Consider the following 14,529-nt stretch of genomic DNA (forward strand, 5'->3'; position numbering starts at 1 on the left):
TTTTTTAAAACTTTTTTCACCTCATTTTTCCAGGTTCCAGTCCTCTGTTTTTGGCTTTTCCAAAAGTCAGAAGAGGAGCTTTTTCTCAGCTCCCCCTCCACAGCTTCTTCAGAATTTCTGAAAAGAATCTTGCCCTGCAGCTTTTCTGATATCCTTTTCATTTTCAGTCCAGATAGCAGGTGTGATATGACGGCGTTCCATCTTTATCCAGCTCCATAATCATATAGGAAGGCCTGTGGCCTTCCTGGCGGGGATAGGACAGGCTTCCTGGATTAAGAATGGTTACTTTTCCTCCCTGCTCTAAATAAGGCCTGTGAGTGTGACCATACATGGCAATATCACAGCCACGTTCTATAGCCTCCTCCCGGAGTCCTTCCACCCCCAGAGAAACATTGTAATAATGACCATGAGTCAGCAAAATCCGATGGTTTCCCAGCTCCAGCTCAATTTCCCTCTCCAGAACAGAGAAAAAATCATTGTTTCCTTTTACCATTTCCAGCTGACAGTCTTTATCTACCCAATCCTCAATCAAATATTCGCTGCCCTCAGCATCTCCCAAATGAATCAGCATATCAAAAGGGGCTTCCTCTTCGATGATCCGCTCCAGGTTATCATCTTTCCTGTGCGTATCGCTTACAATCAGTACTTTCATCAGAATTCCTCCTCCAGAACCTTCTTCAGCTGGGCTTTCATAGCCTCCAGGGCTTTTCCTCTATGGCTGATTTTATTTTTTTCTTCTATTGTCAGCTCTGCAGAGGTTTTCCCAAATTCCGGAAGGTAGAGAATCGGGTCATAACCAAATCCGCCGTTTCCTGCCGGCTTCTCAGCAATAAGCCCTTCCATAGCGGCTTCTGTATGCAGTACCCTTCCATCTGGAAGCACTGCTGCAATATTACAGACAAAACGGGCCGAGCGCTGCTCCCCCTCTGCGCCTGCCAGACGATCAATAATATTCTGATTTTTAATATCGTAGGAGGTATCCTCACCAAGATAACGGGCGGAATAAATTCCAGGCTCTCCGCCAATATAATCCACCACAAGGCCGGAATCATCCGCCAGAACAATATCTCCTGTACAGGCCCATACAGCTCGCGCCTTGATTTCTGCATTCTCTCCGAAGGTTACGCCATTTTCCACAATCTCCGGATCTGCCTGTGCCTCTTTCATTGAGAGTACAGGACATCCCAAATCCTCCAGTATCAGTCGGATTTCCTTCATCTTCCCGGCATTGCCGGTAGCAAATATAATTCTGTGTTTCATCATTTCTCACCTGCTTTTCTGTGATGTATAGTAACAGTTCAGCCTTGCGGGGATTCGGTCAGAAAACCTTGTTGAAAGCTTACTTTCATAAGAATTTTTCTGACCAAATCCACATAAGGCAAACGCCTAAAGCTTCTTGTCCGCTGTAAGCGGGCAAGAAGATGCAAGGCTGAACTGTTACGATGTATAAGCCTTCAAGCACAAATTGCACGCCTGGGTCTCTTCAGCCCGTTCCCACTGTTTTCCATCAGGGCTGAGATATCCCTCACCATCTGTCAGATCAATCCGGCATTTATCGTCTCCTGCATCGTATTCGACAGCAACCGGATGAACCGCCCCTGGCGTTGTTATTTTTATCATAATTCCAAATCGTTCCCCTGGTTTCAGCGTCTCTGGCTTCTTCAGGGGAATTGTATAATATCCGGCATATTCCAGATGCCCGGATGCATATTTTTCTCTCTGCTGAAAACAGGAATCCTTCAAAAGCTCCGGCTCCTCTGGAACATCCCTTACCAGATAAATCTCATAGTCACTGTTTTTATCAGTAGCATAAAATCCGGCTGCCTCCAGAGCTTCCTCGCTTCCGGCTGTATATACATTAACAGCCCAGGCTGTTTCCGCGCCATACCCGGCCTGTCCTACCCAGCCGCACAAATCACTCTGATAAATCTTGTCGTAGTTATCAGCATTCTCTGTCTTTTTGTACTGAATCGCCGTTTTTCCCAAATTGGCGTCATAATAAGATACATAAAAAAATCCATCTAAGCCAAATCCAGTTCCCCAACTGTTTTCACAAAGAAATGCCCCATCACCAGGAACCTCTGACGTAAAATTTTCCGCCGGATAATGATCATCCCAGCCAATAATCACAATATCGTGATTCGCTGTCTTTTCTTCCAGACAGCAGTATGCGCCGGTTTCTCTGTTATAGTATCCAGAAAGGCTGTCCCTGCCTTGAAGACTGGTATACAGGGCACTCTGCACTCCTCCGCTCTCGTATACCGCCTGTTTGATTGCCTGACGATCTCCCGGAGGAAGCAGCCGGATTTCCTGAACATGCTTTGCCGGCTTCAGTCCCCGGGGAGATATTCCGTCCCCGTAGGGATCCTCTGTTTCTAAAACAGGTCCCTGCCAGGAAAGAAGATAGGCCATGGACATAATATAGTCTCCGCCAGACTCCTGCCCCAGATTAAAGTTGGGATTCTTTGACATGTGATCTTCGGAAAAATCAAATATTTCATCCGGAAGCAGACTGTTTTCCAGCGACTGAAGGGATGCAAAAGCCCAACAGGTTCCAAGCTCTCCCTGATCCTCTACCGGTGCTGCCCGCCCCATTTCTCTGGCATCATAGCGTTCTGGAAGCATTTCATCCTCTGAGCTGTTATTTTTCTTTTTCTCGGGTTTTTCGTCCTGTTCCGGTCTGCTTTGCTCCTTCCCTGCATTTCCGCCTTTTACAGCCTTTTCTGAGCCTTCTGACGGCATTTTCTCTGTCTTCTCACGCCGGTTTTCTCCGCTGGCTGGCTCTCCTGCCTTTCCACCCCGGTTTTCTCCGCTGGCCGGCTCTCCTGCCTTCTCGCCCCGGTTTTCTCCGCTGGCCGGCAAACTTTTCTCCCATCCGGAACGTATTTCCAACCTGCCTCCTGAACAGCCGCCTGTCCAGGCCCCAGCCAAAAGAGCTGCGGCTGCAAGGGCTGCCATCCGTCCAAATCGGAAATGTTTTTTCTCACCCTCCGAATCGCTCACCTTCAGCGCCTCAGACTTCCTTTTTCTCATCATCCATTTTCCGTTTCGGAGGCTTTGGCCCCAGGAACTGATAATAATAGGTTTTCATCATACCATTATAAATTTTTCTGTTTCGATCTGCCTTTCGTCCCATATATTTCTCCACATCTTCATAAGATGTAATCAAAAATGCAGACCAGGAATCCAGAGCTGCAAACCGCTCGCCTAACTGCGTATAAAGTGCCGGAAGATTTTTCTTTTCCTCAATCCGCTCGCCGTAAGGCGGGTTTGTAACCAGAAATCCGTACTTTTTTGGATGACTGAGCTGACCTACAGGGCGCTGCTGAAAATGAATCATGTGACCTACTCCCGCCAGCTCTGCATTCGCTCTTGCTGCTTTGATAATATCGCCGTCAATATCGTAGCCCTGAATATCCACCTGAACCGTATCATCTACCAGTTCCTGAGCCTCATCCATTGCCTCATACCAGCACTTTCTTGGAATCACCTGCTTCCAGTCTTCAGAAAGGAAGGAACGGTTCATTCCCGGCGCCATATTAGCCGCTATCATAGCTGCCTCAATGGGGAAGGTTCCGCTTCCGCAGAAGGGATCCACAAATATCCGATCCTTCCGCCACGGAGTCAGCATAATCAAAGCAGCTGCCAGTGTTTCCTCAATCGGCGCTTTACTGGTCAGCTTCCGGTATCCTCTCTTATGAAGAGAGTCCCCGGTAGTATCCAGCGCCACTGTCACAATATCCTTATACAGAGAAACCCGCACCGGATAGCTGGCTCCTGTCTCTGGAATCAGCTCTGCCCCATATGCCTTCTTCATCCGCTCTACCATAGCTTTTTTCATAATAGACTGAATATCTGAAGGACTGAATAATTTACTTTTAATAGAATTGGCCTTTTTCACCCAGAATTTTCCATCCAGAGGAATAAAATCCTCCCATGGCAAAGCCTTTGTTCCCTGAAACAGTTCTTCAAAAGTCACTGCCCGGAAGCTTCCTACCTTCAGCAGAATCCGTTCCGTAGTTCTCAGAAAAATATTGGCGCGGCAGATAGCCTCTGCATCTCCGTAGAACGTCACCTTGCCGTCCTCTACCCTTGCAATCTCATATCCCAGATCCAGAATTTCTTTTTTCAGAACTGCCTCCAGCCCGAAATGGCAGGGGGCAATCAGCTCGTATACTTTTGTCGCCATATTTTATACCGTCTCTTCCGGCTTTCCGTCCAGCCGAATCTCCTTCACTGTATTTCCTTCAAAATCCAGAATCCGGAAAGAAGTCTCCTCCAGAATTCCGTAGGTTGCCGGATTTCCTCCCTTGGGAATGGAAACGGAACCGGGATTTAAAATATAATTTTCCCCCACTTTCTCTGCTTTCAGAAGATGGGTGTGACCATGAACAAGAATATCTCCGGCCTTTAACGGCGGCATATGATCCTGGTGGAACACATGACCGTGCGTTGCAAAAAAGGTCAGACCGTTCAAAACAAGCACAGCATAATCTGCCAGAACCGGAAAATCCAAAACCATCTGATCCACCTCTGCCTCACAGTTTCCTCTGACAGCCAGAAGCTCCTGCTTCATGGGATTAAGCATGGAAATTACTTCCTTTGGAGCATACTCCCTGGGCAAATCATTTCTGGGGCCGTGATACAAAATATCTCCCAGAAGAATCAAGCGCTCTGCGCCGGACTGGCGGTAAGCCTCCAAAAGCTTTCTGCAGTAGTATGCAGAACCGTGAATGTCTGATGCAAACATATATTTCATAGCTGCTGTCTCCTCTTATCTTCTGCCTTTTGGGGCAATTTTCATGGGGCGCTGCCCCAAACCCTTTCAGGCTTTTTTACAGTTATAACTGTTATCTGCAACTGTTCAGGACGGGCCATCTTCTTGTCCGGCAAAGCCGAACAAGAAGCATCGGAGATTCCTCCGATGTGAGAACTGGCGGCAAAATCCGCTTACAAGCAAGCTTGACACGGTTTTTTCTGCCAGATCTCCCGCCGTCCTGAATGGTTACTGTTATTTTATAGCCTGGATATAGGGTTGTCAACGAGTTCGCACCATATATTTTCCCCGGTAAGCTAAAATGCCTCCGTACACATCAGCCACCTCATACCCCAACTGTGCCAGCTGCCTTGCTGCCCTCATACTGTTTGGTCCATGATAACAATACAGAACAATCAGCCGATTCCTCGGAAGCTCTTCCAGACGGCTCATCAGTTCCTCTCCCGGAATATGAACTGCCCCGCATATATGACCTTTTTCATAGGACTGCCTGTCGCGCATATCGACCAGCACCATATCCTTTTCCTGTTCCAGCAATTCCTCCAGATCCGCTCCGCTTATCAGATACCACATGATATCCCTTTCTATTCTTTTCTTTACTATATCATATACAAAATCAGGGATGCTTGTCATAGCGGCGCAATTTCCTATGACCTACAAAAAAAGAACAGGGTACATATCTCTATATACTCTGTTCTTTCCGTCATTCTTCCAATGACATTTCTTTCCCAGTTCTTCTTAACAAATGCCTGCGGCTGTTCTCTTACAAAAGAAAGGCTTTATCTGTGGCTGTTGTTCTGACTGGAATTTCTGCTGGAATTCTGGCTGTCATTTCTGCCGGAATTTTTGCTGGAATTCTGACTGTCGTTTCTGCTGGAATTTTTGCTGGAATTCTGACTGTCATTTCTGCTAGAATTTTTGCTGGAATTTCTGTCACAATTCTGGCTGTCGTTTCTGCTGGAATTTCTGCTGTTTTCCATATCTTTGTAATAGTCTTTCATGGTTTAACCTCCTGATTCGGCGATCCCTGAACTTGGTTACAGGAGTAGTATGTCTGATCTGCGCAATATTATTCAAAAATATAGATTGATTTTTTTGCGAAAAAACATTATAATCTATTTTGAAGAAATGTGATTTCCCTTAAAGTCCGTTTCTTCAGCCTTATTAATTATTTATACTCCCCTCAAAAACAGCCGATCAGCTCCCCTGGTCGGCTGTTTTCCTGTATGCCTTTTCCATTTCTTTTCCAGATTCGTTAGATTTTTGTTAAAGAATTGTTCCCTCTCTTCCCCAAAACGCTTCACACCGCATGGACTTCTTTCCTATAACAGAAAAAGGCAGCGCCGCCCCTCACCTTCTGGTGTCTTTACGGTACTGCCTTTTCTATCTATAATATCCTGTTCTTTTTAAAACATCGTAATGATCTTTACCGGATCCCGATAATCCCATTCTGATGTTTTGATTCCTGTTTTATAAGTGGAAGCGTGAACAATCTGTCCATCTCCTATGTACATAGCAACATGATTGATGCGGGAACCATTTCCGTAAAAAATCAAATCCCCCGGCTGCATCTGACTGGCATCAATAGCCTGTCCCTGTGTAGACTGAGAAGTAGAAGAGCGATTCATGGAAATTCCTGCGCCGTACTGCATCACATATTTCACAAATCCGGAACAGTCAGCGCCCGTATGGGGATCGCTTCCGCCGGCTTTATAAGCGCCGCCTACAAACTGCAATGCATAATCCACCAGGCTCTGACGGGCATTCTGTTCTGCCTCTGCCTCTTCAGCCGCCTGAGCTGCTGCCTCCTCAGCTGCCTTTGCTTCTGCGAGGGCTTTCTGAATTTCCGCATCCGGTCCGCTCTGTGCCAGAACCTCTTCTTCTGACGGAACCAGCAATACTTCCGATATCTGAACTGCTTCCTCCTGTACAGGTTCTGCATGGGAAATCATAGGATTGTGCCACATCATTACTCCGGTTACTGCCATCATTGCTGCTGCGTATAATACGGACCGCTTCATTTTCTTCTCCAATCATGAATGCTTTATTTCAAATGTTACATAATTGTTAAATATGTTACAGGCTTATTATACACATAACCAGGATATCCGTCAAGAGATCCTGGTTATTGTTTACATATTGTTAATAATTATTTTAAGATTTTATAACATCCCGACAATTGGCATGAAAAAGAAGCTCGCTCGCGAGCTTCTCCGCCTGCGGCGGGTCGCTTCTGCGACAAAATTCTCTTCTGCCGCATGGCGATCCTCGCGGAGCGTTTTTATGTCATAGAACGCAATTTCCTATGACACAAAAACAGGAATATCATCTGCGCCGGCCGCCTACAAACCACATAATTACTGCAATCAGTCCCAATACTGGCAGCATGGGAATCACCAGGCTTAAAAAGCCGGTAATCAGTGTAAAGAGCAGCATCAAAAACAGAACGACCACGACCACGGCCAACAGCTTCCAGTACCACTTATTCAGATTATAATAATGGACATGTCCACGGGAACCGCTTCCCTGAGTATAGCCGTCATTCTGGCTGTAGGAACTGTCCTGACCATATCCGCTTCCCTGGCTGTAGCTGCCCGTCTGACTGCCTTCGCCAAAAAAACCACGGAAGTGATAAGGCTCAAATGCCCCCTCCTCAGCTCCCGGCGTTGTATCCATAATCGTTCGGGCAATCAGTCTGGGATCTCCCAGTTCATCCATAATATCCTGCTCTGTTCTGCCTTTTTCCAGCTCTGTCCGGATATAATCCCGATAATAAATCAGGTTTTCCCGAACTGTTTCCGGCGGTACATTGCCGGACAGGGCTGCTTCCAGTCCCTGGATAAATTCGTTTTTACTCATTCATTCTCCTTCTGTTTCAATCTGCCTGTTCTTTAATATCGCCCCGGCGGTAGGCTGCTGAAAGCTCTTTTAAATCCTCAATCTGAGCCATCAGCTCCTTTCCCTTATCTGTGTCGCTTACCATGATTCTGTTTTTCATTTTTTCTACAATCGCAACTCTGGGCGTATTTTCCTGCTCTGGATTAAAGGGCTTATGTTCCGCCAGAGCCAGGTGATGGGAATTATAAATCAGCGTGTAGCCTGCGATTCCCGTGTATTTCTGATAAGCCTTGGAGAGTCCTCCGTCAATAACAAACAGCTTGCCGTTAGCCTTAACGGGCATTTCTCCATCCTTGATCTTTACAGGCACATGACCATTAATAATGTGGGAACCTTCGCCGTACAGTCCGAACTCCTGAAGAATCCGATCACAGACATCTTCCTGCTGACTCAGATTATAATAAGGATTGAGCCGCTCTCTGTGTGTTGCCTTATCCGCTACAAAATAATGCTCAAAGGTTGTCATCTTATCTTTTCCGAATACAGGCGACTTGGCTCCGCACCACAGATACCACATAAAATCTCTGGCTCCATTCTTCTCCGGATCATCCTCCGACAAAAAATATGCCTTGTGGATCTGTTCTCCAATATAATCCATAAGTGCTCTTCCTGTCAACTCCTCCCCATTGCAGATCATTCCCTCAAAGCTTCCGTCCGGCCGCATGGGAATGCAGCCGTGGTAAAGCAGATTTCCATTATGGCACTGGTACAGGGCGCCGTTGGTGTAGAGGAAACGGATGTGCTTGTGGAGAAGTCCGCTGTGTCGGAAGGACATAATCAGAGTGTGCAAAAGCTCGTCCTCTTCTTTTGTCAGCCGCAGAGGATGCTTGGGATCAATGGTGGGAAACATCGTATCCAGCATGGGATATTCTGTTCCCTCAATCGTAACCACACCTCTGCTGTAATCCACCGCCTCCAGCAAAATCCGATCATCCATCTTGTAGCCGGGATGACGCTTAATAATCTGTCCTTCCACCTTAAACTGAATCACAGCAATCGCTTTATGCATTTTAGCTGCCAGCCCCGGATCTACTGCATCATATATATTTTCATCAAGAATTTTCGGCGTAAACTGGCTGCAGGGGTCATCCCGGTACACCTTTGAAGCAAACATAGACAGCGGGCGCAGATTAATTCCATAGCCGTCCTCCAGAACATCGAAGCTGTTGTAGCTGATAGCAATCCGCAGCACATTACATACACACGCAGGGTTTCCCGTCGCCGCTCCCATCCAGGATATATCATGATTCCCCCACTGAATATCCACATCATGGAAATGCATCAGCTCATTCATAATAATGTCCGCCCGCGGCCCTCGATCGAAAATGTCTCCGATAATATGAAGACTGTCAATAGCCAGATTCTGAATCAGCTCACACAAAGCCACAATAAATTTATCAGCAATTCCTGTATCAATAATGGAACGGATAATTTCTTCATAGTATACCCGCTTATTTTCATCATTGTAATCCACATGAAGAAGCTCGTCGATTACATAGCCAAATTCTCTGGGCATTTTTTTACGAACCTTGGAACGAGTATATTTGGAAGATACCTCCTTGCAGATCTGAACCAGTCTGTTTACCGTAATCCTCTGCCAGTCCTCCGTACCTCGCCCCTGCTGAATAATCTTGTTCAAATTCCGATCCGGATAATAAATCAGGTTTGCCAGCTCCATCTGCTCCTCCTCCGGAATAATATAGCCGTAGGTTGCCCGGATCTTCTCCCTGATAATTCCAGACGCGCTGCGCAGCAGATAAATAAATGCCTCATATTCACCATGCAGATCACTGAAAAAATATTCCGTGCCCTTGGGCAGGCCGCAGATCGCTATCAGATTGATAATTTCACTGGATGCTGCCTTCAGACTTGGATATTCCTTTGCCAGCAGCTTCAGATATGCCAAATCTCTCATTTTCAATCCTCCCCAGGTTGATTTTCTCTAACAAATATAGTAACATAATCTGAAGTAAATGAAAAGTTCTAATCAAAAGATAAGGAGCCCATCCTATGGAACAATTATACGTATTCGGCACGGGAAATGCCGCTGTTATTCATTATTACAATACCTGCTTTGCCATTCGCAATGAAGATCGCTTTTTCATGGTGGACGCCGGCGGCGGCAACGGTATTCTGCAGATTCTTGACAAAATGAACGTCCAGTATTCCCAGATCCATGATCTCTTTGTCACCCATGAGCATACGGATCACCTTCTTGGCGTAGTCTGGATGGTACGCTTTATTGCTACCCGTATGTTAAATGGCACCTACGACGGCGATCTGAACATTTACTGCCACGATCAGTTGACCTCTACGATTGACACATTCTGCCGTCTGACTCTTCAGGGCAAATTTTACCGACTCATTGGTGACCGGATTCATCTGATTCCTGTTCATGACGGGGAAACGCTTTCCATCATGGACTACGAGGTTACTTTTTTTGATATTCACTCTACCAAAGCGCGGCAATTCGGCTTTACTACCACTTTAAAAAATGGGAAAAAGCTGACCTGTGTCGGCGACGAGCCCTACAATCCCATCTGTGCTCCCTATGTTGAGGGAAGCGACTGGCTGCTTCACGAGGCCTTCTGTCTTTACGGTGAACGGGAGCGATTCAAGCCTTATGAAAAGCACCACAGCACGGTTATGGACGCTGCCCGTCTGGCGGAGGAGCTCCACATCGGCAATCTGGTACTCTGGCATACGGAGGACAAGTCTGTAGGACGCAGAAAAGAGCTTTACCTGAATGAAGGAAAACAGTATTATCATGGAAATCTGTTCGTTCCTGATGACGGAGAGATTCTGGAGCTGTAATTTTTGTTTTCATCCGGGGATTTCTTTTTGGAACCCTGTCATATTTTTTTAAACCTCCCCATACACTGTGAAGAATTACGGTCGTACAGGGAGGTTTTTTATGTCATTAAAACATCAGAATCAGCCTTTTCGGATTTTCAAAAACTGTTTTTTTCCGATTCTGGCTGCAGTGGCCCTTTTTCTTGCCCTTCTGTTTTCCAGTCTGCCCGCTTCCCCATTCCAGCCTGAACCGCCCCGCTCTGTCTCAGCTCCTGTTTCCAACCAGAATCCTGATTCCTCTAAACAGAAAAACTTCATTCAATGGGTTGATTTTGATGTAACCGCAGAAGCCATGAATCAGGCGCTTCATTACGATATTACCAGCTATCTTTCCCCCTGTCATTGGGACTGGATTTCCCTTCTCGCCTTTCTTGGTGCCAGATACGGCGGCGATTTTTCCCAATATCAGAAGGCCGATCTGGAACAACTTATTCAAAAGCTCCAGAATGGCTCCTCTATGGAGGAAGTGACAAGGGGTATGAAATATTATCCTTACTATCTGGAAGCCTACACAGCCGTTTTAGGAGGGCTTGTGGGGGAATATCAAATTCAGGAACCGGGGAAACCAGATGACAGCGGATATTCTGAACCTGTCTGGCAGTCCAGATACGGACTAAAGGCATTCAGTCCCATTGCCCGATATTTTCCTTATGAGGATTACGACGATTTCGGTGCTTCACGCAGTTACGGATTTCAGCGCCGTCATCTGGGACATGATTTCATGGGACAGGTGGGGACTCCCATTATCTGTGTGGAATCTGGGCAGGTCGAGGCCATCGGCTGGAACCAGTACGGAGGCTGGAGGCTGGGAATCCGAAGCTTCGACAAAAAACGTTACTATTACTATGCACACTTGAGAAAAAATTATCCCTATCACAAATCTCTGAAACAAGGCAGCATTGTACAGGCCGGAGATGTCATCGGATATCTTGGGCGCACCGGCTACAGCACTGAGGAAAACACCAATAATATTGACACTCCCCATCTTCACTTTGGTCTCCAGCTGATTTTTGATGAATCTCAAAAGGACGGAAACAACCAAATCTGGATTGACTGCTACGAGCTTGCCCGCTTCCTCTCCATGAACCGTTCAGAAACCATAAAAAATCAGGAAACCAAGGAATATTATCGTTTGTGGCAAATAAAAGACCCCGCCGTACCCGGCGGGGCCAAAGAGCAGAATATTAATCATTCTTAAGTGTTCCGTTTTCATCCAGAATATAGCCGTCAGGAGTGGTGGTATTCTTCTGCATCACTCCTGCTTTATTGCAGTAGTACTTCTTTCCATTCCATTCAATCCATCCTGTTTTCATATAACCATTTTCATCAAAGAAATACCATTGTCCTTCCAGCTCCATCCACTGGTTCATCGGGTAGGAACCATCCTCCAGCTCATACCAGCTTCCCTGAGCGTTGGACTTCCACGCGCCCCGCAGAGGACGGCTGCCTGCCTCTCCATTCCGGATAGCGGCTGCCTGCTCTTTGGAGAGATTTACAATATTGGATTCCATCCACTCGCCCTTATTGGACACATTCAGGCCATTGACCGGACGAATCTTTATCTGGTAGCTTCCGGGGCGATCCATAATATCCTTGAAATTGTAATCGGTTCCTGTTGTACTTAACATGGTAACGCCGATTCCTTCCCCGTTCCGATAAAGACGGAACTCATAGGTAGCTGCCCCCGGAACTGCGTCCCACATGCCATATCCATTGTCTGTAAGGACTACCTCTGTAAGATCCCCTACACTCTCCGCCAAAGGAGGAAGCTTCACTGTCAGCTTCAAAATCTCAGAGGAGTCCTGTTTGGATGCCTTAATATAAGTAGCGCCGCTCAGCTTTACTGAACTGGCCTTGCTTACCGAGAAATAATATCCCTCATCTGCTCTGAGATAAATCACAATCTGAGGAATATCTTCTCTGGTCCACTCAAAACCGGTATTTTCAATCTCATAATAATCAAAGGAGTACTTCCCGCCCTTTGTGTCAACCTCTATCGTTTCCTCACCGTAACGGGTATCCGGCTGAATGTCCGCTTCTATCTCCAGATTAACAGAACTGATCTTCTTTCTGCTGGCTGCCATCGCCGGCATCGCCATCAATGCTGCCATCAAAACAGTCATAGCCGCCGCTGCTAACTTTTTTCTGTGTTTCATGTTTCTTTCCCCCATTCTGTGCCCGTACAAACCTCTATCTCCAAAGAGGCTGCATCTAATCTGCTTTCACTCTATTACATTGTTTCTCTCCTGTCAATACAGGAACTGAATTCTTAAGTTTCCACCGGAAATTGTAAGAAACAACTCAGAAACAGACTGAAAAAAAGACGCGGAACGTTTTCTGTCATAGGACGAACTTTCCCATGAAAGAAAACAAAAACAGGCCGGTGTTCTATCTCTTCTGATAGAATACCGACCTGCTCCATTCTTATTACATTGAATTTTTATTTTGCATAATCTGTAGCCCGGGATTCGCGGATCACATTTACCTTAATCTGTCCCGGATATTCCAGCTCATCCTCGATACGCTTGGAAATCTCGCGGGCCATCAGTACCATGTCATCATCGCTTACCTGCTCCGGAACTACCATGATACGAACCTCTCGGCCTGCCTGAATCGCAAAGGACTTATCCACACCCTTAAAGGAATTGGTAATATCCTCTAACTGCTTCAATCGGTTGGTATATGTTTCCAGAGTCTCGCGTCTTGCACCAGGTCTTGCTGCAGATATTGTATCAGCAGCCTGAACCAGACATGCGATCAGACTCTGCGGCTCAACATCGCCATGATGGGACTCAACAGCATTAATTACAATTGCAGACTCCTTATATTTTCTACAGAGTTCTGCACCAAGCTGTACATGAGATCCTTCCATCTCATGGTCAATGGATTTACCAATGTCATGTAATAAACCGGCGCGTTTTGCCATACGAACATCCACGCCTACCTCAGATGCCAGAAGGCCGGCCAGCTGCGCAACCTCCATGGAATGCTTCAGTGCATTCTGACCATAACTGGTTCTGAACTTCATCTTGCCAAGAAGCTTCACAAGCTCTGGATGAATGCCGTGGATACCTACCTCAAGGGTAGCTGCCTCGCCATCCTCACGCATATTTGATTCCACTTCCCGCTGTGCCTTTTCTACCATCTCTTCGATTCTGGCCGGATGAATCCGTCCGTCCACAATCAAACGCTCCAGAGCAATTCTGGCCACCTCACGACGGATGGGATCAAATCCTGATAATACTACCGCTTCCGGAGTATCATCAATAATCAGCTCTACACCAGTCATGGTTTCCAGGGTACGAATATTGCGTCCCTCACGTCCAATGATGCGTCCCTTCATCTCATCGTTCGGAAGCTGAACTACCGATACTGTAGTTTCAGCCACATGATCTGCCGCACATCGCTGAATGGCAGTCACAACATAGTCCTTAGCTTTTTTATCCGCTTCTTCCTTGGCCTTGTTTTCCAGCTCCTTGATCATTTTGGCAGTGTCATGCTTGACCTCTGCCTCAACAGAACGGAGAAGATATTCCTTGGCCTGCTCGGAGGTAAGGCCGGAGATTCTCTCCAGTTCCTGTATCCCTTTCTCGTACAGACTTTCCACTTCTGCATTCCGCCTGTTCAGGGCTTCTTCACGGGATGCAATACCAGCTTCCCGCCGTTCCATGGTTTCCGCTTTTTTGTCTAAGTTCTCTTCTTTGCTCAGTACACGTCTTTCATAGCGTTGAAGCTCAGCTCTTCTCTCTTTTGTCTCTTTATCCAGCTCATTCTTAGTCTTTAAAGACTCTTCCTTCGCCTCCAGGAGAGCTTCTCGCTTCTTTGTCTCTGCCGTCTTTAACGCTTCATCTATTATCTCTCTGGCTTTTATTTCTGCTGTACCAACCTTACTTTCGTAAGTTTTTTTCCGGTGATTCACAGCAGATATCCAGGTAATAGGCGCCACAACAACCAGTGTTATAACAACTGCTATTATCGTTGACACAGGAGCACCTCCTTAT

The 14,529-nt window shown here is 46.5% G+C and carries 14 protein-coding genes; 2 read left to right on the plus strand and 12 right to left on the minus strand.

Annotation, left to right across the window (positions count from 1 at the left end; all coding sequences use genetic code 11):
• Nucleotides 1-163: 163 nt before the first annotated feature.
• The 10 genes from ACESON_RS01115 to ACESON_RS01160 all read right to left on the minus strand — a co-directional run bounded on the left by ACESON_RS01115 (nucleotide 164) and on the right by ACESON_RS01160 (nucleotide 9,590).
• Nucleotides 164-652 carry a YfcE family phosphodiesterase gene (locus ACESON_RS01115; RefSeq protein ID WP_177958483.1) on the minus strand — a complete coding sequence of 163 codons (489 nt, stop codon included), beginning with the start codon at nucleotides 650-652 and terminating at the stop codon, nucleotides 164-166.
• A complete protein-coding gene (gene rdgB, locus ACESON_RS01120; RefSeq protein WP_177958482.1) occupies nucleotides 652-1,260 on the minus strand; it encodes an RdgB/HAM1 family non-canonical purine NTP pyrophosphatase in 609 nt (202 codons plus the stop codon). Before rdgB ends, ACESON_RS01115 begins: the two co-directional genes overlap by 1 nt.
• 177 nt (nucleotides 1,261-1,437) lie before the next feature.
• On the minus strand, nucleotides 1,438-3,036 hold the full coding sequence (locus ACESON_RS01125) for a lectin like domain-containing protein (protein ID WP_373108078.1): 1,599 nt from the start codon (nucleotides 3,034-3,036) through the stop codon (nucleotides 1,438-1,440).
• The gene (locus tag ACESON_RS01130; protein ID WP_177958481.1) at nucleotides 3,014-4,189 is read right to left on the minus strand and encodes a THUMP domain-containing protein; all 1,176 of its coding nucleotides are present in this window, start codon (nucleotides 4,187-4,189) and stop codon (nucleotides 3,014-3,016) included. The genes ACESON_RS01125 and ACESON_RS01130 overlap by 23 nt, the downstream gene beginning before the upstream one ends.
• A gap of 3 nt (nucleotides 4,190-4,192) precedes the next feature.
• Nucleotides 4,193-4,759, minus strand: coding sequence for a phosphodiesterase (gene yfcE, locus ACESON_RS01135; protein ID WP_177958480.1), 567 nt, complete (start codon nucleotides 4,757-4,759; stop codon nucleotides 4,193-4,195).
• Nucleotides 4,760-5,038: 279 nt separating this feature from the next.
• The gene (locus ACESON_RS01140; protein WP_373108081.1) at nucleotides 5,039-5,410 is read right to left on the minus strand and encodes a rhodanese-like domain-containing protein; all 372 of its coding nucleotides are present in this window, start codon (nucleotides 5,408-5,410) and stop codon (nucleotides 5,039-5,041) included.
• A gap of 146 nt (nucleotides 5,411-5,556) precedes the next feature.
• On the minus strand, nucleotides 5,557-5,778 hold the full coding sequence (locus ACESON_RS01145) for a hypothetical protein (RefSeq protein WP_177958478.1): 222 nt from the start codon (nucleotides 5,776-5,778) through the stop codon (nucleotides 5,557-5,559).
• Nucleotides 5,779-6,183: 405 nt separating this feature from the next.
• Entirely contained in the window at nucleotides 6,184-6,798 is a 615-nt protein-coding gene (locus ACESON_RS01150) for an NlpC/P60 family protein (RefSeq protein WP_177958477.1), read from the minus strand.
• Nucleotides 6,799-7,102: 304 nt separating this feature from the next.
• Nucleotides 7,103-7,636: a DUF1700 domain-containing protein gene (locus ACESON_RS01155; protein WP_373108083.1), complete on the minus strand. Its 534-nt coding sequence runs from the start codon at nucleotides 7,634-7,636 to the stop codon at nucleotides 7,103-7,105.
• Nucleotides 7,637-7,652: 16 nt separating this feature from the next.
• Nucleotides 7,653-9,590: a fructose-1,6-bisphosphatase gene (locus ACESON_RS01160; protein WP_373108086.1), complete on the minus strand. Its 1,938-nt coding sequence runs from the start codon at nucleotides 9,588-9,590 to the stop codon at nucleotides 7,653-7,655.
• Between the two features lie 95 nt (nucleotides 9,591-9,685).
• On the opposite strand from ACESON_RS01160, the gene ACESON_RS01165 reads away from it, so the two are divergent.
• Both ACESON_RS01165 and ACESON_RS01170 read left to right on the plus strand, forming a co-directional pair.
• Nucleotides 9,686-10,489: an MBL fold metallo-hydrolase gene (locus ACESON_RS01165; RefSeq protein ID WP_177959832.1), complete on the plus strand. Its 804-nt coding sequence runs from the start codon at nucleotides 9,686-9,688 to the stop codon at nucleotides 10,487-10,489.
• Between the two features lie 100 nt (nucleotides 10,490-10,589).
• Entirely contained in the window at nucleotides 10,590-11,726 is a 1,137-nt protein-coding gene (locus ACESON_RS01170) for a M23 family metallopeptidase (RefSeq protein ID WP_373108088.1), read from the plus strand.
• Here ACESON_RS01170 and ACESON_RS01175 read toward each other — a convergent pair.
• Nucleotides 11,713-12,684, minus strand: a complete 972-nt coding sequence (locus ACESON_RS01175) for a hypothetical protein (RefSeq protein ID WP_373108090.1) — start codon at nucleotides 12,682-12,684, stop codon at nucleotides 11,713-11,715. The genes ACESON_RS01170 and ACESON_RS01175 overlap by 14 nt on opposite strands.
• A 284-nt stretch (nucleotides 12,685-12,968) precedes the next feature.
• Nucleotides 12,969-14,513, minus strand: coding sequence for a ribonuclease Y (rny, locus tag ACESON_RS01180; RefSeq protein ID WP_177959829.1), 1,545 nt, complete (start codon nucleotides 14,511-14,513; stop codon nucleotides 12,969-12,971).
• Between the last annotated feature and the right edge of the window lie 16 nt (nucleotides 14,514-14,529).

Origin of the sequence: Lachnoclostridium sp. Marseille-P6806, from assembly GCF_964238185.1 — a bacterium.
GTDB lineage: Bacteria > Bacillota > Clostridia > Lachnospirales > Lachnospiraceae > Brotaphodocola.

Bases quoted from the DNA above. Each gene is read 5' to 3' on its own strand.
- ACESON_RS01175 (WP_373108090.1), bottom strand. From the start codon at position 12,684: ATGAAACACAGAAAAAAGTTAGCAGCGGCGGCTATGACTGTTTTGATG.
- ACESON_RS01145 (WP_177958478.1), bottom strand. From the start codon at position 5,778: ATGAAAGACTATTACAAAGATATGGAAAACAGCAGAAATTCCAGCAGA.
- ACESON_RS01165 (WP_177959832.1), top strand. From the start codon at position 9,686: ATGGAACAATTATACGTATTCGGCACGGGAAATGCCGCTGTTATTCAT.
- ACESON_RS01160 (WP_373108086.1), bottom strand. From the start codon at position 9,590: ATGAGAGATTTGGCATATCTGAAGCTGCTGGCAAAGGAATATCCAAGT.
- rdgB (WP_177958482.1), bottom strand. From the start codon at position 1,260: ATGAAACACAGAATTATATTTGCTACCGGCAATGCCGGGAAGATGAAG.
- ACESON_RS01170 (WP_373108088.1), top strand. From the start codon at position 10,590: ATGTCATTAAAACATCAGAATCAGCCTTTTCGGATTTTCAAAAACTGT.
- ACESON_RS01130 (WP_177958481.1), bottom strand. From the start codon at position 4,189: ATGGCGACAAAAGTATACGAGCTGATTGCCCCCTGCCATTTCGGGCTG.
- ACESON_RS01115 (WP_177958483.1), bottom strand. From the start codon at position 652: ATGAAAGTACTGATTGTAAGCGATACGCACAGGAAAGATGATAACCTG.
- ACESON_RS01155 (WP_373108083.1), bottom strand. From the start codon at position 7,636: ATGAGTAAAAACGAATTTATCCAGGGACTGGAAGCAGCCCTGTCCGGC.
- yfcE (WP_177958480.1), bottom strand. From the start codon at position 4,759: ATGAAATATATGTTTGCATCAGACATTCACGGTTCTGCATACTACTGC.
- ACESON_RS01140 (WP_373108081.1), bottom strand. From the start codon at position 5,410: ATGACAAGCATCCCTGATTTTGTATATGATATAGTAAAGAAAAGAATA.
- ACESON_RS01125 (WP_373108078.1), bottom strand. From the start codon at position 3,036: ATGATGAGAAAAAGGAAGTCTGAGGCGCTGAAGGTGAGCGATTCGGAG.
- ACESON_RS01150 (WP_177958477.1), bottom strand. From the start codon at position 6,798: ATGAAGCGGTCCGTATTATACGCAGCAGCAATGATGGCAGTAACCGGA.